The 18,341-nt window shown below is 61.2% G+C and carries 18 protein-coding genes; 4 read left to right on the forward strand and 14 right to left on the reverse strand.

The features are described from left to right. Positions 1 to 427 precede the first annotated feature (427 nt). From msrQ to mrcB, 9 genes are all read right to left on the reverse strand, one after another. On the reverse strand, positions 428 to 1,039 hold the full coding sequence (gene msrQ, locus CRP40_RS19575; protein WP_027915384.1) for a protein-methionine-sulfoxide reductase heme-binding subunit MsrQ: 612 nt from the start codon (positions 1,037 to 1,039) through the stop codon (positions 428 to 430). Next, complete coding sequence (msrP, locus tag CRP40_RS19580) at positions 1,039 to 2,052, reverse strand: protein-methionine-sulfoxide reductase catalytic subunit MsrP (RefSeq protein ID WP_027915385.1); 1,014 nt, start codon at positions 2,050 to 2,052, stop codon at positions 1,039 to 1,041. Before msrP ends, msrQ begins: the two co-directional genes overlap by 1 nt. A gap of 79 nt (positions 2,053 to 2,131) precedes the next feature. After that, positions 2,132 to 2,983, reverse strand: coding sequence for a CDP-diacylglycerol--serine O-phosphatidyltransferase (gene pssA / locus CRP40_RS19585; RefSeq protein WP_023533151.1), 852 nt, complete (start codon positions 2,981 to 2,983; stop codon positions 2,132 to 2,134). A 150-nt stretch (positions 2,984 to 3,133) separates the two neighbouring features. Then, complete coding sequence (gene ilvC, locus CRP40_RS19590; RefSeq protein WP_023533144.1) at positions 3,134 to 4,150, reverse strand: ketol-acid reductoisomerase; 1,017 nt, start codon at positions 4,148 to 4,150, stop codon at positions 3,134 to 3,136. Between the two features lie 58 nt (positions 4,151 to 4,208). Beyond that, positions 4,209 to 4,700: an acetolactate synthase small subunit gene (gene ilvN, locus CRP40_RS19595; protein ID WP_003250040.1), complete on the reverse strand. Its 492-nt coding sequence runs from the start codon at positions 4,698 to 4,700 to the stop codon at positions 4,209 to 4,211. Between the two features lies 1 nt (position 4,701). After that, a complete protein-coding gene (locus tag CRP40_RS19600; RefSeq protein WP_023533127.1) occupies positions 4,702 to 6,426 on the reverse strand; it encodes an acetolactate synthase 3 large subunit in 1,725 nt (574 codons plus the stop codon). A 407-nt stretch (positions 6,427 to 6,833) separates the two neighbouring features. Further along, a complete protein-coding gene (locus CRP40_RS19605) occupies positions 6,834 to 7,169 on the reverse strand; it encodes a YqcC family protein (RefSeq protein ID WP_033695088.1) in 336 nt (111 codons plus the stop codon). Then, positions 7,166 to 7,945, reverse strand: a complete 780-nt coding sequence (locus CRP40_RS19610; protein ID WP_027915386.1) for a tetratricopeptide repeat protein — start codon at positions 7,943 to 7,945, stop codon at positions 7,166 to 7,168. Before CRP40_RS19610 ends, CRP40_RS19605 begins: the two co-directional genes overlap by 4 nt. A gap of 27 nt (positions 7,946 to 7,972) precedes the next feature. Beyond that, on the reverse strand, positions 7,973 to 10,294 hold the full coding sequence (gene mrcB / locus CRP40_RS19615) for a penicillin-binding protein 1B (protein ID WP_027915387.1): 2,322 nt from the start codon (positions 10,292 to 10,294) through the stop codon (positions 7,973 to 7,975). Between the two features lie 115 nt (positions 10,295 to 10,409). Here mrcB and CRP40_RS19620 point away from each other — a divergent pair, with 115 nt between their 5' ends. After that, entirely contained in the window at positions 10,410 to 11,972 is a 1,563-nt protein-coding gene (locus tag CRP40_RS19620) for a bifunctional aminoglycoside phosphotransferase/ATP-binding protein (protein WP_027915388.1), read from the forward strand. Positions 11,973 to 12,110: 138 nt separating this feature from the next. Next, a complete protein-coding gene (locus CRP40_RS19625; RefSeq protein ID WP_027915389.1) occupies positions 12,111 to 12,413 on the forward strand; it encodes a TfoX/Sxy family protein in 303 nt (100 codons plus the stop codon). Between the two features lie 189 nt (positions 12,414 to 12,602). On the opposite strand, the gene CRP40_RS19630 is transcribed toward CRP40_RS19625, so the two are convergent. The 3 genes from CRP40_RS19630 to CRP40_RS19640 are packed head-to-tail and all read right to left on the reverse strand — an operon-like array spanning position 12,603 to position 15,288. Then, positions 12,603 to 13,370: a heme ABC transporter ATP-binding protein gene (locus CRP40_RS19630; protein WP_027915390.1), complete on the reverse strand. Its 768-nt coding sequence runs from the start codon at positions 13,368 to 13,370 to the stop codon at positions 12,603 to 12,605. Further along, positions 13,370 to 14,353 (reverse strand): iron ABC transporter permease, encoded by a 984-nt coding sequence (locus CRP40_RS19635; RefSeq protein ID WP_173645898.1) that lies wholly within the window; start codon positions 14,351 to 14,353, stop codon positions 13,370 to 13,372. The genes CRP40_RS19630 and CRP40_RS19635 overlap by 1 nt, the downstream gene beginning before the upstream one ends. A 50-nt stretch (positions 14,354 to 14,403) precedes the next feature. Further along, a complete protein-coding gene (locus CRP40_RS19640; protein WP_027915392.1) occupies positions 14,404 to 15,288 on the reverse strand; it encodes an ABC transporter substrate-binding protein in 885 nt (294 codons plus the stop codon). Positions 15,289 to 15,438: 150 nt separating this feature from the next. Here CRP40_RS19640 and CRP40_RS19645 point away from each other — a divergent pair, with 150 nt between their 5' ends. Then, positions 15,439 to 15,756 (forward strand): Rieske 2Fe-2S domain-containing protein, encoded by a 318-nt coding sequence (locus tag CRP40_RS19645; RefSeq protein ID WP_027915393.1) that lies wholly within the window; start codon positions 15,439 to 15,441, stop codon positions 15,754 to 15,756. On the opposite strand, the gene sfsA is transcribed toward CRP40_RS19645, so the two are convergent. Next, entirely contained in the window at positions 15,746 to 16,459 is a 714-nt protein-coding gene (sfsA, locus tag CRP40_RS19650) for a DNA/RNA nuclease SfsA (RefSeq protein WP_027915394.1), read from the reverse strand. The two genes, CRP40_RS19645 and sfsA, sit on opposite strands and share 11 nt — an antisense overlap. Next, a complete protein-coding gene (locus tag CRP40_RS19655) occupies positions 16,459 to 17,631 on the reverse strand; it encodes a pyridoxal phosphate-dependent aminotransferase (protein WP_027915395.1) in 1,173 nt (390 codons plus the stop codon). The genes sfsA and CRP40_RS19655 overlap by 1 nt, the downstream gene beginning before the upstream one ends. Before the next feature lie 210 nt (positions 17,632 to 17,841). On the opposite strand from CRP40_RS19655, the gene dksA reads away from it, so the two are divergent. Continuing rightward, the gene (gene dksA, locus CRP40_RS19660; protein ID WP_023533176.1) at positions 17,842 to 18,288 is read left to right on the forward strand and encodes an RNA polymerase-binding protein DksA; all 447 of its coding nucleotides are present in this window, start codon (positions 17,842 to 17,844) and stop codon (positions 18,286 to 18,288) included. Positions 18,289 to 18,341 lie beyond the last annotated feature (53 nt).

Here is an 18,341-nt window from a genome sequence, read left to right on the forward strand (position 1 = left end):
ATCAGTCCGTACTCACAAGCACCCACACGAATTGCTTGATTCGATTTGTTAAAGAGCGTTTGGCTAAGAGTGTTTCGTCTCAACCGAGGCGCGCATTCTACGCTTTCCTCATTGCCTGTCAAGCGTTTATTTTGAAGGTTGTTTCGAGAAACTCGTTCAACTTCAACCACTTGACTCGCTTCGATCTCTCGTAGCGGGAGGCGAATTCTACAGCGTTTCAACACGCTGTCAACCTTCTTCTCAACCGCCGCCGATCTATTCGATCGTAGCCCTTTCAGCACCACCCGAACTAGCTAACTCATTGAATCTCAAGGAGTTTCGCGTTCCGATGTCGCTGGAAGTGGGGCGCATTATAAGCGGATTAGGAACTGCGTCAACCACTATTTTCAGAAATCGCGAGACAAGCACCTATTACCCCAATACCAACTCAAGCCGACCTTCCCTGTCGGCGGTGTACGCGGGGAAGCGAACGGGCAACAGCCGGTATCCTCAGCACTATCAATAGCAGCCCAATAAAGGCATAGACAGCCCACTCCCGCAGGTCAGATCGCACAATCCATAGGAAATGCAGCAGCCCCAAGCCCAGTACCGCGTAGACCAGCCTGTGCAGCTTTTTCCATCGCGCGCCCAGGCGGCGCTGACTGTAGCGATTGGAGGTGACCGCCAACACCAGCAAACCCAGCAAGCCAAGCGCACCGACGATGATGTACGGCCGCTTGCGCAGCTCTACCGTCAACTGTCCCCAGTCCAACCCCAGGATAAAGAACAGATACGCCAGCACGTGCAACACTATGTAGGCAAACACCCACAGCCCAAGTTGACGTCGCACCACGATCCAGCCCGGCCAACCCGTAACCCGCTGCAATGGCGTCATGCACAGGCTGATCAATAGAAACACCAAGGCGCCCAACCCCAATCGATCCATCAACACCTTGCCCGGATCAGGGCCCAACAGGTTGACCGAGGCCTCATAGAGCCACCAGGCCGGAAACAAGCAGCCTGCCATGAATATGCCCAGACGAAACCAGGGGTATCGCATCAGTAGTTCTTCCGCAGATCGAGCCCGTCATATAGCGACGCCACCTCATCGGCATAGCCGTTGAACATCTGTGTCTCCCGCACGTTGGGACTGAACAGCCCGCTAGGTAACCTGCGTTCACGAGCCTGGCTCCAGCGCGGGTGATCGACCGTCGGGTTCACATTGGCATAGAAACCATACTCGTCCGGGGCCAACCCCTGCCACGTGGTTTTCGGTTGTTCTGCCACCAGGCTGATGCGCACGATCGACTTGATGCTTTTGAAACCATACTTCCAAGGCACGACCAACCTGAGCGGCGCCCCGTTCTGGTTCGGCAGCTCCCGGCCATACATACCGACTGCCAGGATGGCCAACGGATGCATCGCCTCATCCAGGCGCAGCCCCTCTTCATAAGGCCAATCGATCAATGCAAAGCCAGAACGTTGGCCGGGCATGCTCTTGGGATCCTCGAGCGTTTCGAAACGGACATAACGGGCCTTGGAGGTGGGCTCGACCTGCTTGAGCACGTGCGCCAATGGAAAACCCAGCCACGGAATGACCATCGACCACGCCTCCACGCAGCGAAGCCGGTAGACACGCTCTTCAAGTTGGTAGGGTTTGACGAAGTCCTCCAGTGCATAGCGACCGGGTTTACCCACTTCCCCATCGATGACAACGCTCCAGGGTTCGGTCTTGAGGCTGTCTGCGTTGGCAGCCGGGTCGCCCTTGTCGGGCCCGAACTCATAGAAGTTGTTGTAGTGGGTGGCATCCTTGAAGGGGGTCACGGCTTCGTTCTGGACTGTCACCGCCTGCCAGCGGGTATCGGGCAGCTTTTCCGCAAACCAGGCAGGCGCCTTGCCAGCCTGTACGTCAGGATAGCGAGACGGCTCGCCAGCCAGGACATTGCCTGGCAACGTACCCAGTGCCAGACCCGCGAGCGAACCGCCCATCAGGGCGCGGCGCGAGAGATAGAGACCTTCAGGGGTGATCTCCGACGCCTTGCATTCGGAAGACCTGGAAAGCTTGATAAGCATGAGCGGCTCCACAGCACTGGATAACGGATGTACCAGTAAGACTATGGAGCCGGAGGGTTATTCCACAATTAAGCGATTATCACCCTTTTCGGCGACGCGAGCGCAGCAGGAACTGAATGGGGCCGGAAGCCGCATAGGCCAGGAAGGCCAGCAGCAGAATGCGCGGTGGATCGCTGAAGACCACCGCGAACACCAGCACCACGGCAAGGATCGCCACGAAAGGTACACGCCCCTTGAGGTCAAGCTCCTTGAAACTGTTGTACTTGATGTTGCTGACCATCAGCATGCCCGCAGCCGCCACCAACAGCGCCACCAGGAACGAGAGCTTCGAGCCCTGGATGCCATAGTCGCTGAACGCCCATACGGTACCGGCTACCACACCGGCCGCAGCCGGGCTGGCCAAGCCGATGAAATAGCGTTTGTCGGCGGTTCCCACCTGTGTATTGAAACGCGCCAGGCGAAGCGCAGCACCGGCCACATAAATGAAGGCCACCATCCAGCCGACCTTGCCCATGTCACCCAGCGCCCAGCCAAAGGCCAGCAGGGCCGGGGCCACGCCGAAGGCGACCATGTCCGACAGCGAGTCGTACTCGGCGCCGAAGGCGCTCTGGGTATTGGTCATGCGCGCCACCCGGCCATCGAGGCCATCGAGCACCATGGCCACGAAGATGGCGATGGCAGCAAAGGCAAAATACTTGCTCGCTTCGCGTGGATCGCCAGCGCTCAGGGCACTCTGCGCGTTCATCGAACTGATGATGGAATAGAAACCGGCGAACAGGTTCGCGGTGGTGAACAGGTTGGGCAGCAGATAAATGCCGCGATGACGCACCTTGCGCCCTTCGTCGTCATGCCCCTCTTCAATGTGCTCATCGACAGGTAGCAGGCTTTCGGCGTCGGAGGGCTTGTTCGGCTCTTCGGGACGTTCGCTCATGGAGGGTACCTTGCAACAGGATGGAAAAAGTTCGACACGGGCCCGCTAAACAGGTTCTGACGGCGGGCCACTGGTCTGCTTTATACCAGAAGCTGGCTGCCAGAACGAAAAAACGCGGCCTAAGCCGCGTTTTTCATCGTTCGACGAACCTTAGTTCTTGGTCTTGTCGACAATCTTGTTGGCCGAGATCCACGGCATCATCGAACGCAGTTTCTCGCCGATGACTTCGATGCCGTGCGCGGCGTTGTTACGGCGCTTGGCGGTCATCGATGGGTAGTTGGTAGCACCTTCGGAGATGAACATCTTCGCGTACTCGCCGTCCTGGATGCGCTTGAGTGCATTGCGCATGGCTTTACGGGATTCTTCGTTGATGACTTCCGGACCGGTCACGTACTCGCCGTATTCGGCGTTGTTGGAGATCGAGTAGTTCATGTTGGCGATACCGCCTTCGTACATGAGGTCAACGATCAGCTTCAGCTCGTGCAAGCACTCGAAGTAGGCCATTTCAGGGGCATAGCCCGCTTCGACCAGAGTCTCGAAACCAGCCTTGACCAGTTCGACGGTACCGCCACACAGCACGGCCTGCTCGCCGAACAGGTCGGTTTCGGTCTCGTCCTTGAAGGTGGTTTCGATGATACCGGTACGGCCACCACCCACACCCGAGGCGTAGGACAGGGCAACGTTCTTGGCATTGCCAGAAGCATCCTGATAGATGGCGATCAGGTCAGGGATACCGCCACCTTTGACGAACTCGGAGCGCACGGTGTGACCCGGGGCTTTCGGTGCGATCATGATCACGTCGAGGTCGCCGCGTGGAACCACCTGGTTGTAGTGAATCGCGAAGCCATGGGAGAACGCCAGGGTAGCGCCCTTCTTGATGTTCGGTTCGATTTCCTGCTTGTACAGCTGGCCCTGGAATTCGTCCGGGGTCAGGATCATGACCAGGTCGGCAGCGGCGACCGCCGAGGCTACGTCGGTCACTTTCAGGCCGTGGGCTTCTGCCTTGGCAACGGTGGCCGAACCTTTACGCAGACCGATAGTGACGTCCACACCGGAGTCTTTCAGGTTGCACGCCTGAGCGTGGCCTTGGGAGCCGTAGCCGATGATGGCGACTTTCTTACCTTGGATGATGGAAAGGTCGCAGTCTTTATCGTAGAAAACTTTCATGAAATACCCCTGGTTATATCCCGGCCCCAAAGGAGCCATCGCTAATTTATTGTTGAATTCAGATGCTGAGCACTTTGTCGCCACGGGCAATGCCGGTAACGCCGCTGCGCACGGTTTCGAGAATCGATGCGGTGCCGATGGCCTGGATGAAGCTGTCCAGCTTGTCGCTGGTGCCGCTCAGTTGCACGGTGTACACGCTGGCGGTCACATCGACGATCTGGCCACGGAAGATATCCGTGGTGCGCTTGATCTCGGCACGCTGGGCACCGGTGGCCTTGACCTTGACCAACATCAGCTCGCGTTCGATATGAGCGCTTTCCGACAGGTCGACAAGCTTGACCACTTCGACCAGCTTGTTCAGGTTCTTGGTGATCTGTTCGATCACTTCGTCATGGCCAACGGTGGTCAACGTCAGACGCGACAGGGTCGGGTCTTCAGTCGGCGCCACGGTCAGGCTTTCAATGTTGTAGTTGCGCTGGGAGAACAGGCCGACCACACGGGACAAGGCACCCGGTTCGTTTTCCAGCAGCAGGGAGATGATGTGCCGCATATCAGGTACGCTCCGTCTTGCTCAGCCACATGTCACGCATCGAACCGTCCTTGATCTGCATCGGATAGACATGCTCGCTACGGTCAACCGCGATGTCGATGAACACTAGGCGATCCTTCATCGCGAAGGCTTCCTCGAGCTTGGGCTTGAGGTCCTTCAGGCTGGTAATGCGGATACCCACATGGCCATAGGCCTCGGCCAGCTTGATGAAGTCGGGCAGCGACTCGACATAAGAGTGCGAGTGACGGCCGTTGTAGGCCATGTCCTGCCACTGGCGAACCATGCCCAGCACACCGTTGTTCATGTTGACGATCTTGACCGGCAGGCCGTACTGCATGCAGGTCGACAGCTCCTGGATGTTCATCTGGATGCTGCCTTCACCGGTTACACAGGCCACGTCCTGGTCCGGGAAATTGAGCTTGATGCCCATCGCTGCCGGGAAGCCGAAGCCCATGGTGCCCAGGCCACCGGAGTTGATCCAGCGGTTGGGTTTGTTGAAGCGGTAGTACTGGGCAGCGAACATCTGGTGCTGGCCCACGTCCGAGGTCACAAAGGCATCGCCGTTGGTAACTTCGCACAGGGTCTCGATGACTTTCTGCGGCTTGATGACATTGCCGTCGCCCTTGTCATAAGGGAACAGCTCGCCATTGCCACGCCATTCGTCGATCTGCTTCCACCAGGCATCCAGCGACGCCTTCTCAGGCTGCTCGCCGATTTCCTTGAGAATGCCGATCATCTCGGACAACACGCTGTCCACTGGGCCAACGATCGGTACGTCGGCCTTGATCATCTTGGAGATCGACGCCGGGTCGATGTCGATGTGGATGATCTTGGCGTTCGGGCAGAACTTGGCCGGGCCGTTGACCACACGGTCGTCGAAACGCGCGCCTACGGCGAAGATGACATCGGCGTTGTGCATGGCCATGTTGGCGGTGAAGCTGCCATGCATGCCCAGCATGCCAAGGAACTGGCGATCGGTACCCGGGAAGCAGCCCAACCCCATGAGGGTATTGGTGACGGGCAAGTTCAGCGACTTGGCGATCTCGGTCAGGGACTCGGATCCACCACCCAGGATCACGCCGCCGCCGGCGTAGACGATTGGGCGCTTGGCAGCCAGCAGCATTTCTGCTGCCTTGCGAATCTGCCCGGAATGACCGCGCACGGCCGGGCTGTAGGAGCGCAGCTTGACCTTCTTGGGATACACGTACTCGAATTTTTCAGCCGGGTTGGTCATGTCCTTGGGGATATCGACCACCACCGGGCCTGGGCGGCCGGATTGCGCCAGGTAGAACGCTTTTTTCAGGATTTCCGGAATCTCGGTCGGGTTCTTGATCATGAAGCTGTGCTTCACGATAGGCCGGGAGATACCGATCATGTCGGTTTCCTGGAAGGCATCGGTACCTACCATGGTGCTAGGCACCTGGCCGGACAGAATGACCATCGGAATGGAGTCCATGTAGGCAGTGGCAATGCCCGTGATGGCATTGGTCGCACCCGGGCCGGACGTCACCAGCACCACGCCGGCCTTGCCGGTAGCGCGGGCGTAGCCGTCGGCCATGTGAGTCGCCGCCTGTTCGTGGCGAACCAGGATGTGCTCGACTTCCGGTTCCTTGAACAGCGCGTCGTAGACGTGCAGGAGAGCACCACCAGGGTACCCGTAGATGTGCTTAACGCCTTCGTCACGCAAGAAGCGGACGACCATCTCAGCGCCAGATAAAAGCTCCACGTTGTTCACCTCTAAAACGCCAGAATACCGCCCCAACAGGCGGGTCTTAATAGGTTTACTGCCAAGCAGAGCATGAGCGAACGTCAGCACTGACTGAGCAAGTATTGGGAGCTCCCCAGAGTGTTGCGGGGGTTTCCCACCCAGCGCGAGGTAACGCGTTGCGGGGTGTAACAGGTCGGCGCGGGTGTGCGCCTCATGATCTGCTTAGCGGGTCTGCTTCTGGCAGTCCCACTACAGCGGAAGTTGGATTCTTGTGATTTGGCGGCGACAAGTCAAGAAAAATTATTGCCAATTTTCAGCCAAGATGAATTCCTGGCACCACTAAAAATCACTAAAGCAGCAGGAAAATTAAGATTTCCGTAAAAAAGGGCCACAATCTGCGGCCCTTGAAGGAAAATTGGAAGAAATCAGGCGGTCGGGGCGATCAATTGGTCGAATGCTGCCAACAGTCGGCGCAGCTCCCGGCTCTGCTCCGGCCGGTTCACGAACACGGTTTCAGCCATGGTGAGGATCCCCGACGCGTTGGGCAATGGATGCCCCAACTCGATGATGATCTTCATGCGCGGCAGAAAAATCCACTGCAGCCACTGCTCGAAACGCAAGGTGTCGACCGCAAAGGGCACCGTGCTCTCCAGGGCATCGTCGTCAGGCGCCTCGTCGTCCCACCAACCTTGCACCTGCAACTCACGCTCGATCAGCATCAGGTGATCGGCAATGGCCAGTACCCGCGGTTCCACCGTCACGAGCTCACCCGTGCCTTTTGCCGTGCCTGCGCTGCCCCGGCACTGTCGCCTTGCTTTTCACGCGCCTGGGCGATCGTATTCCACAACTCGGCCTGCAAGCTCGGACGACCATTGGCATAGGTCAGCGCACGGCGCGCCAACTGCTCGGCCTGTGGGGCGTCGCCTTGGGACAGCCTTACCTGCGCCAACCGGTAGAGCACCTGCGGCTCGCGCGGTGCGATCCGCTGGGCCCGCTCCAGGCTCGACGCCGCGCCGTTGAAATCGCCGCTGCCCTGCTGCGTCTGGGCGGTGGTCAGCAGTGCCAGCACCGGCCCATCGAGCTGTTCGTCAGCGGACAACCCGCCGCCAGCGCCGCTACGCGGAATGCCGGTAGGCGCGCTGTTGGCCTTGGGGGCCGATGCGCTGTTCATTGACGCGATATCGAAAGGCTCGTCGGCAATGGGGTTAGGGTCAGTGGTAATCGGTTGGGCGTTAACCGGCTCGGTGGTGATCGGCGTCGTGCTGATAGGCGCCGCGCCATTGCCAGCAGGGAACGTCTGGATGCCGGACGCCCCGGCCCCCTGGGGAATCATCACCGTGACGCCGGAATCCTCCGGCAGGGTCTGCGCCTGGGGCGTGCCGGCGTTGATGCCAGGGGCCTGGCGCTTGGCCGTGACGCGCTCGCTGTTGGACACGCGGGTACTGGAGTCGACCACCGGTATATTGCCGCGAGGCACGCTGGAGCACCCCTGGAGCACCACCAGCGCCGTCACGGCAGGAAACAGCCACTTGTTCACGTCACACCTCTTCAATGCAGCCTGTGCTTAATTCATCCAGCCCTTGACCCAGTCCATGACCGATTCAGCTGGATTCTGCTCGCCGCCACAGGTCGCGCCGGCAGGCGGTTCACTCCCGCGAATATACGGCATCTGCACGGCGCCCGGACAGCTGCTGTCAGACCCCTGGCCGCTGTACGGATCGATCCAGGCCTGCACAACGTTGTCGGGCTGGGGCATGTCGAGCGGCAGTGGGTCGGCTTTTTTCATGAAGCTGGTCCACACCTGCAGCGCGCCGGTAGCGCCGGTGAAGGGCGTTTTACCGTTGTCGTCGCGGCCCATCCAGACCACTGCCAGCAGGTCCTGGCTGAAGCCTGAGAACCAGCTGTCACGTGAATCGTTGCTGGTACCGGTCTTGCCCGCCAGGGTGAGGGTGCGCGGCAAGGTGTTGTATACCGAGCGCCCGGTGCCTTCACGCATGACCCGCTGCATGGCGTTCTGGACCAGGTAGATGGCCGCCGGGTCGAACGTCTGCTGGATCTGGAACGGGTAGCGCTTGAGCGGTTCGCCTTCGGCTGTCAGTACACTGCGAATACCGCGCATCGGCGTGTTGAAGCCGCCGTTGGCCAGGGTCTGGTACATGGTCGCGACCTGCATCGGCGACATCCCGCCTGCACCCAGCAACATCGATGGGAACGCCGGCCAGTCCACATCCACACCCAGGCGCCCGATGGTCTTGATCACGTTCGGCACACCCACTTCCAGGCCGAGCTTGGCGGTGGAGAGGTTGTACGAGTGCGCCAGCCCCTGGTACAGGTAGATGGTGCCGTGCGAACGCCTGTCGTAGTTCTGCGGGCGCCATACCTGTCCGTTGGCAGCCTTGACCGAGAACGGTTCGTCCTGCACCCAGCTGGTCAGGGTGTACTTGCTCGGCTGCTCGAGGGCCGTCAGGTACACCGCCGGCTTGACCAGGGAACCAATCGGGCGCACGGCATCGATGGCTCGGTTGAAGCCGGCAAAGCCCGACTGGCGGCTGCCGATCAGTGCCTGCACCTCGCCGGTCTCCGGGTTGGTCACGACCATCGCCGATTCCACCTCGTCGGCGCCCTTGCGCCCGGCCAGGCGCTTGAACGTCTCGTTCATCGAGGTTTCGGCTTTCATCTGCAGGATCGGGTCGAAGCTGGTGAAAATGCGCAGCCCTTCTTCGGTCAAGTCTTCGTCGCGGTAGTCCTGACGCAGCTGGCGCTTGACCAGGTCGAGGAAGGCCGGGAACGAACTGTCGGCCAGACTGCCGCGCTTGGTGACGCCCAGCGGCATCTTCTTCGCCGCATCCACTTCGGCCTGGCTGGCCACACCCTGCTCGGCGACCAGGTCCAGTACCAGGTTACGCCTGGCCAACGCACGTTCCGGGTAACGGCGCGGGTTGTAGTAGGACGGGCCCTTGACCATGCCGACCAGCAACGCAATTTGATGCAGCTTGAGCTCGGACAACGGCTGGCTGAAGAAGAACTGGCTGGCCAGGCCGAAACCGTGCACGGCACGCTGACCGTCCTGGCCGACGAACACCTCGTTAAGGTAGGCCTCCAGGATTTCGCGCTTGTCGTAATGCAGTTCCAGCAATACCGCCATCATCGCCTCGGTCAGCTTGCGGCTCAGGCTGCGCTCACTGGTGAGGTAGAAATTCTTGACCAACTGCTGGGTCAGGGTACTGCCACCCTGGCGCATCGATCCGGACGAGGTATTGACCCACATGGCCCGGGCGATGGATTTGGGCGACACGCCCAAGTGACTGTAGAAATCGCGGTCTTCGGTGGCCACAAGGGTTTCGAGCAGGTACTTGGGCACCTGGTCGATCTTGATCAGGATGCGATCCTCCAGGTTCTTGGGGTAGATGCCGCCGATCATCAGCGGCTCCAGCCGCACCACATCCAAGGCCTTGCCGTCGGCGCCCGCCAGTCCCGCCACGTAATCGCCGGAGAACCGTACACGGACGAACTGGGCAGGCTCCATGCCCTCATAGAACTGGAACCCACGTGTATTGAGGTCCACCGTGTTGCCGTTCACCGCTGCCGCGCCTGGCCCATTGGCGGCACTTTCACGGCGATAACCCAGCGCGTCGAGTTCGGTGAGGAAGTCGTTCTTGCTCAGTTTCTGGCCGGTGAACAGCTCCAGCGGCCTGGCATACACCTTGGCGGGGATAGTCCAGCGCTTGCCGGAAAACTTTTCCTGCACGACGGCATCGAGGTAGACCGCGAAGCCAGCGATGATCACCAAGCCGACCAGGCTGAGCTTCAAAGCCCAGCCCAGCCAGGCACGGGAGCGGCAGGTCGGGCGTTTTTTGGGGGTACGGGAATTTCGAGATCGAGTCATGGCGGCGGATTATACGCACTTTACTGAGGCTGGGCAGGCGGCCCGGCGGTAGGCAGGGACGGCACCATTGACCATAATGGCCGATTCGAATTCCCTGCCCCCGGAAGGATTTCCCGTGAGCCAAGCCCTCATCACTGCGTTGCAGAACCCTGCCCTGTACCCCCACCCCGTGGATGGGTTCCACCTCATCGAGACGCATATCTCCTGGGTATTGCTCACGGGTGAGTATGCCTACAAGATCAAGAAGCCGATGAACTTCGGCTTCCTCGACTTCACCCACCTGGATCAGCGCCAGCACTTCTGCAACGAAGAACTGCGCCTGAATCAGCGCCTGACCGACGGTCTGTACCTGGAGGTGCTGCCAATCACCGGCACCGCCGACGCCCCGCAGATCGGTGGAGAGGGCCAGGCCATCGAATTCGCTTTGAAAATGCGCCAATTCCCACAGGGACAGATGCTGTCAACTCTCCAGGCCAACGGTAAGCTGACCGCTGCCCATGTCGACCAGATGGCCCGCCAGATCGCCGAGTTCCACATGCAGGCGCCTCGCGTGCCGGTGGAGCACCCGCTGGGTACGCCAGAAAGCGTGATGGCACCGGTGGAGCAGAACTTCGAACAGATCCGTCCGTTTCTGAGCGACAAGGCCGACCTGCAACAGCTCGACGCCCTGCAAGCTTGGGCGCGCAGCAGTTTCGACCGCTTGCATGGGCTGCTCGAACGCCGCAAGGCCGAAGGTTTCATTCGCGAATGCCACGGCGACATTCACCTGGGCAACGCGACCCTGATCGATGGCCAGGTGGTGATCTTCGATTGCATCGAATTCAATGAGCCCTTCCGCCTGACCGACGTCTATGCCGATACCGGCTTCCTGGCCATGGACCTGGAGGACCGCGGGCTCAAGTGCCTGGCCCGGCGTTTCATCAGCCAGTACCTGGAACTGACCGGCGACTATGAAGGGCTGGAGTTGCTCAACTTCTACAAGGCCTACCGCGCCCTGGTGCGTGCCAAGGTCGCGCTGTTCAGCATGCCTGCCGACGCCGATGGCGTACAGAAGGCCACGACCCTGCGTACCTACCGCAACTACGCCAATCTCGCAGAAAGCTACAGCGCCATTCCTTCACGCCTGCTGGCCATTACCCATGGGGTTTCGGCAGTCGGCAAGAGCCATGTCGCCATGCGTCTGGTCGAAGCGCTGGGCGCCGTGCGCGTGCGCTCGGATGTGGAACGCAAACGTCTGTTCGGCGAACAGGCGCAAGACACGACAGGCCAGTTGAGCGCAGGCATCTACGACCAAGAGGCCAGTGCAGCCACTTACCAGCGCCTTCACCAGATTGCAGGTACCGTGCTGCGGGCAGGCTTGCCGGTGGTACTCGACGCCACCTACCTCAAGCATGCACAGCGCCAAGCCGCCGCCGACGTCGCGAGCCAAACAGGCGTCCCCTTCCTGATCCTCGATTGCCATGCCCCGGATGCCGTGATCAACAGCTGGCTGCAGCAACGCCAGGCGCAGAACCAGGATCCGTCGGATGCCACCCTGGAGGTCGTTCAGGCCCAACAGGCAAGCCGTGAGCCGTTGGCTGCCGAGGAAGTCGCCTTGAGCACGCCGGTAGACACCCAGGCGAGCAGCAGCATGGACCATGTCATCGAGCAAATCCGTCAGCGCCTGCCAGGGCTCTGATACCTGAAGCGGCAAGACGCCGTTTCAAGCGACGCGCCTCCGACCTGCGGCCTTGTCAAAAGGCCGCGCACGTGTAGGGCCCCGCTACACTTGCTCCAGCGCCATGCGCTCTTTCCTCAACCATCGCAAGGAGGCGTGATGACCGAGGATCTGCAATGCCTGAAAAACCTTGGCAAGACGTCAGTCCAGTGGCTTAAGGCCGCCGGCGTGCAAACCCCGTCGGATCTGCGCCGCCTTGGCGCAGTCCAGGCCTACTTGACGGTGAAGGCTCGCGGTTTTCGCGCTACCAAGGTACTGCTGTTCGCCATCGAAGGCGCCCTGCTGGATGTTGCCTGGAGAGCGCTGCCGCACCCGCGCAAGACGGCACTGCTCGAGCTGCTGGAAGCCGCCACTCGGCGCGAGGCAAAAATAAAGTGTAATAAGCTATTGACCCATGAATGAGAATCGTTATGATTATCACAACTGGTCGCGAGACTGGTTGGATAGCCTCAGAGCCCTTGGTTCGGACTCTCAGATTATCTCCTCATCAGGCTAATCACGGTTATTGACCCGGCACTTTGCCGGGTCTTTTTTTGCCTGGCTGTTCAGGTCGAGTACCTGACCGACGTCTTGAACACGCCTGCTTCTCTTTCAGCGGGCGATGACCAACGGATGCCCACGCTCAGGGTGCGCCTGCACGATGACGTCGATTCCGAAGACGGCCTTGAGCGCCTTTGGTGTGAGCACACGGGCAGGGCTGGCCAAGGCGTAACTGCGCCCCTGTTCCAGCAACAGGATCTGGTCACAGAACCGCGCTGCCAGGTTAAGGTCATGCAGAATGAGCAAAACGGCAGCGCCACGATCCGCGAAACGACGCACCGCCTCCAGGGTCGTGTGCTGGTGCAGCGGGTCGAGCATGGAGGTGGGCTCGTCGAGCAACAACGTCACGCCCTCTTCGCCCGGCCACAACTGCGCCATCACCCGTGCCAGGTGCACCCGCTGGCGCTCGCCACCCGACAGCGCCAGGTAACTGCGCTGTGCAAGGTGGGCTGCATCTGCTGCCTGCAATGCCGCCTCCACAATCTGTGCGTCACGCAGGCGCCCTGTGGCATGCGGCATGCGCCCCATCCCCACGACGTCCTGCACCTGGAACGCAAAACCGAGGCTGGCCACCTGTGGCAACACCGCCAATCGCTGCGCGCGCTCGGGGCCGGCCCAGCCCGAAAGCGGTCGCCCTTGCAGTGTCACTCGCCCCTGCGCAGGCACGAGTTCGCCACTGAGCGCTCCCAGTAGACTGCTTTTGCCCGCACCATTCGGGCCCAATACACCGACGATCTGCCCAGGCGGTAGCTGCAGATCGATACCCCGCAGAACGTCCTGTTGACCACGGCGCAGGTAGAGGCCTTCGGTTTGCAGCATCACGCGCGCCCTCGGATCAGCAGGTACAGGAAAAACGGCGCGCCAATGAAAGCGGTGACGATACCAATGGGAAGCTCGGCAGGGGCCAGCAGCAGCCGCGCCACCAGATCGGCCATCAGCATCAAAGCGCCACCTGCCAACAACGAGGCAGGCAATACCACCCGGTGGTCAGGGCCGGCCAGCATTCGCACCAAATGCGGCACCACCAGGCCGATGAAACCGATCAAGCCGGCTGCGGCCACCGCCGCCCCGACGCCCAATGCCGTGCAGAACACCAACTCGCGCTTCAGGCGCTCGACGTCGATACCCAGATGGCGGGCTTCGGACTCCCCCAGCATCAGCACGTTGAGCGCCCTCGCCCGGCGAGGTAGCCAGAGCGAAACGCCCGTCGCGACCAGCAGCAGAGGCCAGATCCGCGCGTAACTTGCGCCATTGAGGCTGCCCAGGTTCCAGAACGTCAAGGTGCGCAGGGTGGCGTCATCTGCCAGGTAGCTGAAGAGCCCCACGGTCGCGCCGCCCAGTGCGGTCATGGCCACCCCGGCCAGCAGCATGGTGGCCACATTGGTCTGCCCGTCGCGCCTGCCTAGCCGGTATACCAGCGCGGTCACACCCAGTCCGCCCAGAAACGCACACAGCGACAACAGATACGGTGACAAACCCTCGGGTATGTTACCCAGCCATTGACTCCCAACGATCGCGACTGCGGCGCCAACCGCCGCACCGGCCGCCACGCCTACCAGCCCAGGGTCTGCCAGCGGGTTGCGAAACAAACCCTGCATGGCCACCCCCGACAAGGCCAGCACCGCGCCCACAGCCAGCCCCAGTAGCGTTCGCGGGAGGCGGATCTGGCCAATGATCATCTGCGCCTGCTGCAAACCCTCTGCTGCAAGCGGTACACCCAAAAGCCGCAAGCTGGCCTGCAGGGTATCGGTCAGCGGCAGACTCACGGGCCCCAGCGACAAGGAAAGCAGGATGGCGAGCACGCATGCACAGCCCAGCCAGATGAACAACGTGCGCGGTCGAACCCGTGGCCTCATGGCGCGAAGCGGATAGTGGCCGACGGATAGAACGCAGCGGCCAGCACCCTAAGCGTGGCTGGCAAGCGCGGCCCCAGCCCACCGACCAGCAAGGTCGGGTCAAGCTGAACCAGGCGCTGATCGTGCACTGCACGCGAGGCGGCCAGTGCAGGGTTTTCCTTCAACAGTGCCTGCAAGGCTGCTTGATCGGTGAGCACGCGGTCCGAGAACACGATGACGTCCGGGTCCAGCGCCGCGAGCGCCTCGCTGGAAAAGTCCTTGTAGCCCTGATGGGTTGCAAGGTTACGTCCCCCGGCCTGCTGCAAGACCCAATCCCCTGCCGTGCCGGTACCTGCCAACAGCGGCTTGGCACCGGCATGCCCCACGAGCAACACCACGCCGGGCGCGGGCTGCTCGGCTTGTGCCTGGCGTACCTTGTCGTGCAGTTCATCGAGCTGATGGCGAAAGTCTTCAGTCGCACGTGCGGCCTGCGCCTGGGCCCCAAGCAGATCGCCCAGGCGCTTGAGGGTCTGCCCGAGGGCATCGATATCGGGCTGGCTGGAGAACACCTCGACGGGCACGCCGGCCCTGGTGATCTGTGCCAACACCGGCGGTGGGCCCATTTCATCCGTACCTATCAACCTGTCAGGGCGCAGGCTCAGAATGCCTTCGGCGGACAACTGGCGCTGATAACCAATACTGGGCAGTGCTTTCAAGGAGGCTGGGTGTTGGCTGGTGGTATCGACGCCGACCAACCGCCGCTCAGCGCCCAACGCGACCACCCACTCGCTCAAGGCACCGCCAGCACTGACCCAACGGCTTGACTGTTCGGCTGCCAGGGCCTTGGTGCAGAGCAGTGGGCAGGCGGCAAGAACAAGCACGGCGGCAAGGCGACGCATCATTGGATTTCCTTTATTGGATTGGCCCCCACACCTTGTAGCAGGCGGCAGAACTGCGCACCATGCAACGCCAGGCGCAGCGAATGACAGCCATTTGATAATTGTTCGCATTGACGCGTCAAGTCGACCACCGTTCCAAGAGTCAGGCCTGCCATGCACTTTCTTTGCCCCTCCCACAGCTTGCCCGAAGGCCAGAGCCGCCCGTTCGATGTAGACGGCGTTCTCCTGCTGGGCGTTCGCCGCCAAGGCAGCGTCTACCTCTACCGCAACCGCTGCCCGCACCGTGGCATTGCATTGAACGGGCCGCAGGAACGTTTTCTGGACGGCAGCAACAGCCTTATTCACTGTAGCCACCACGGCGCACTCTTTTTGATCGAGACGGGCGAATGTGTGTCCGGGCCTTGCGAAGGCGAGTCGTTGCAGGCCCTGGACTGCCTCGAAGACAGTCAGGGCATCTGGCTCAAGGCGTGAGGATCACCGGCAGGCGCCGGTCAATGACGATGCCCTCGGCATCCAGCCGGGTTCCATAGGCCAGCACTTCGACCCCCTCGGCCGCCGCCACCTTCAGCGCTTGGGCATAGGCCATGTCGATCTCATCGGCCGGTCGTACGGCCTCGATACCCGTCAGGTTCACGCAATACAGCTGAACCGCCCGTATGCCTTGACGCGCCAGCTTGGCCAGCTCGCGCAGGTGCTTGGCACCGCGCTGGGTGACGGCGTCCGGGAACGCCGCCGTGGTGCTGTCGGCGTAACCCAGGGTTACGCTTTTCACTTCCACGTAAGCCGGTGCACCGTCGAATTCCAGACGAAAATCGATGCGACTGCCTTCTTCACCGTAGGCCACCTCCCGCTTGAGTGCAGTGAAACCTGCCAGTTCGGTGATGATCCCCGCCCGCAGCGCCTCCTCCACCAATGCGTTGGCGCGGCCGGTGTTGACGCACGCCAGCCTACCTTGCGGGGTTTCGCTGATTTCCCAGGTGCCTGGCAGTTTGCGTTTCGGGTCACTTGAGCGACTGAACCACACCAGGCCACCCTCGCGCATGCAATTGAGCATGGAGCCGGTGTTGGGGCAATGGATGGTCAGCTGCTCGCCAGTGGCCAGTTCGATGTCGGCCAGAAAGCGCTTGTACCGGCGCAGCAGCCGACCTTGTTCAAGGGCAGGAGAAAAGCGCATCAGCCCTGCCAGCTCTGCAGGCCACGGGCAATCCGCTGGACCGCTTGCTCCAGGCGCGGCAGGCTTTGGGTGTAGGCGAAGCGCACATGATGGCCGGCCAGGTGGCGACCAAAGTCCAGCCCAGGGGTAAACGCCACGTGCTCGGTTTCCAGGAAATGTCGGCAGAAGCCGAAGGCATCACCCCCGAATGCGCTGATATCGGCGTACAGATAAAACGCGCCCTGGGGCTCCACGGCAATCTTGAAACCCAGGCTGCGCAGGGCTGGCAGCAGGTAATCACGGCGTTTGGCAAATTCTGCCCGGCGCGTCTCGAAGATCCCGAGCGCCTCCGGCTGGAAGCAGGCCAGCGCGGCGTGCTGGGCCATGCTGGGTGCGCTGATGTAGAGGTTTTGCGCCAATTTCTCAAGGTCAGCCACCGCATCTTCGGGTGCCACCAACCAACCCAGGCGCCAACCGGTCATGCCGAAATATTTGGAAAAGCTATTTAGCACAAAGGCCGAATCGTCCACCTCGAGCACGCTGGGCGCATCCATGCCATAGGTCAGGCCGTGGTAGATCTCGTCCACGACCAGGTGACCGGCGCGGGCGCGCGTGGCTTGGGCAAGGCTGGCCAACGCCTCGCGCCCCAGCACCGTCCCCGTCGGGTTGGCAGGTGATGCCACCAAGGCGCCGACCGTATCGGCATTCCAGTGTTTGTGCACCAGCTCTGCATCGAGCTGATAGTTCACCTCAGGCCCTACGGGCACCAACTGCGCCCCGCCCTCGATCAGGCGCAAGAAGTGGCGATTGCACGGGTAGCCCGGGTCGGCCAGCAGCCAATGCTTGCCGGGATCGACCAGCAGGCTGCTGGCCAGCAGCAGCGCCCCGGAACCACCTGGCGTGATCAGGATGCGCTCCGGATCGACGTCAAGGCCGTAGCGCTGACCATAGAAACCGGCGATTGCCTGGCGCAGTGCCGGCAGACCACGGGCGGCCGTGTACCGGGTGTGGCCTTCGGCAAGCGCGGCTTGCCCAGCGGCAACGATGGGCGCCGCCGTGGTGAAGTCCGGCTCGCCGATCTCGAGGTGGATCACGTCATGCCCGGCTGCCTGCAGCTCATTGGCACGCGCCAGCAGCGCCATGACATGGAAGGGTTCGATGGCGCGACTGCGCGCACTGTAGGGTTGGGCCATGTCCTTCTCTCAATCGGGTCTAAACTTGGGATTCTACCCTTGCGCGCAATCGAACGTACGGTTCGCGCCGGTGTCAGTAAGCAGGATCGGGCGGGCTAGCGCACCCCCGATCTATCTGGTAAGTTCGGCGGCTCGCAGTCGCAGGGCCGGCGGTCGCCGGAGATGGAGCATCCTGCGCATAGGATCAGATGAGTGAGAGGCGGTCTATTCATGTCCACCGTAGAAAAGCAAAAAACCGGTCAAACCATGTACGGTGTCGAGCCCTATCAAGAGACCAAGGGCGAAGAATACATGGGTGAGCCCATGAAGAAGCACTTCACCAAGCTTCTCAATGCCTGGAAAGGCGAGCTCATGCAGAGCGTGGACCGCACCGTGGACCACATGAAGGACGAAGCGGCGAACTTCCCCGACCCGGCCGACCGTGCCAGCCAGGAAGAAGAATTCGCCCTCGAGCTGCGCAACCGCGACCGCGAGCGCAAGCTGATCAAGAAAATCGACAAGACCCTGCAAAAGATTCAGGACGAAGAATACGGCTGGTGCGATTCCTGCGGGATCGAGATTGGCTTGCGCCGTCTGGAGGCCCGTCCTACCGCCGACCTGTGCTTTGACTGCAAGGAAATTGCCGAGAAGAAAGAAAAGACCGTCGGCAAAGGCTGATCGTCTTCTTCTCCAAACGGGGCGCATCATGCGCCCCGCTTCATTTATATACC

Source organism: Pseudomonas sp. URMO17WK12:I9 (assembly GCF_900230165.1).
Taxonomy (GTDB): Bacteria; Pseudomonadota; Gammaproteobacteria; order Pseudomonadales; family Pseudomonadaceae; genus Aquipseudomonas; species Aquipseudomonas fulva.

Coding starts and splice junctions, on each gene's coding strand:
- msrQ (WP_027915384.1), bottom strand. CDS start 1,039: ATGCGATACCCCTGGTTTCGTCTGGGCATATTCATGGCAGGCTGCTTG.
- msrP (WP_027915385.1), bottom strand. CDS start 2,052: ATGCTTATCAAGCTTTCCAGGTCTTCCGAATGCAAGGCGTCGGAGATC.
- pssA (WP_023533151.1), bottom strand. CDS start 2,983: ATGAGCGAACGTCCCGAAGAGCCGAACAAGCCCTCCGACGCCGAAAGC.
- ilvC (WP_023533144.1), bottom strand. CDS start 4,150: ATGAAAGTTTTCTACGATAAAGACTGCGACCTTTCCATCATCCAAGGT.
- ilvN (WP_003250040.1), bottom strand. CDS start 4,700: ATGCGGCACATCATCTCCCTGCTGCTGGAAAACGAACCGGGTGCCTTG.
- mrcB (WP_027915387.1), bottom strand. CDS start 10,294: ATGACTCGATCTCGAAATTCCCGTACCCCCAAAAAACGCCCGACCTGC.
- CRP40_RS19625 (WP_027915389.1), top strand. CDS start 12,111: ATGACCGAGGATCTGCAATGCCTGAAAAACCTTGGCAAGACGTCAGTC.
- CRP40_RS19630 (WP_027915390.1), bottom strand. CDS start 13,370: ATGCTGCAAACCGAAGGCCTCTACCTGCGCCGTGGTCAACAGGACGTT.
- CRP40_RS19640 (WP_027915392.1), bottom strand. CDS start 15,288: ATGATGCGTCGCCTTGCCGCCGTGCTTGTTCTTGCCGCCTGCCCACTG.
- CRP40_RS19645 (WP_027915393.1), top strand. CDS start 15,439: ATGCACTTTCTTTGCCCCTCCCACAGCTTGCCCGAAGGCCAGAGCCGC.
- sfsA (WP_027915394.1), bottom strand. CDS start 16,459: ATGCGCTTTTCTCCTGCCCTTGAACAAGGTCGGCTGCTGCGCCGGTAC.
- CRP40_RS19655 (WP_027915395.1), bottom strand. CDS start 17,631: ATGGCCCAACCCTACAGTGCGCGCAGTCGCGCCATCGAACCCTTCCAT.
- dksA (WP_023533176.1), top strand. CDS start 17,842: ATGTCCACCGTAGAAAAGCAAAAAACCGGTCAAACCATGTACGGTGTC.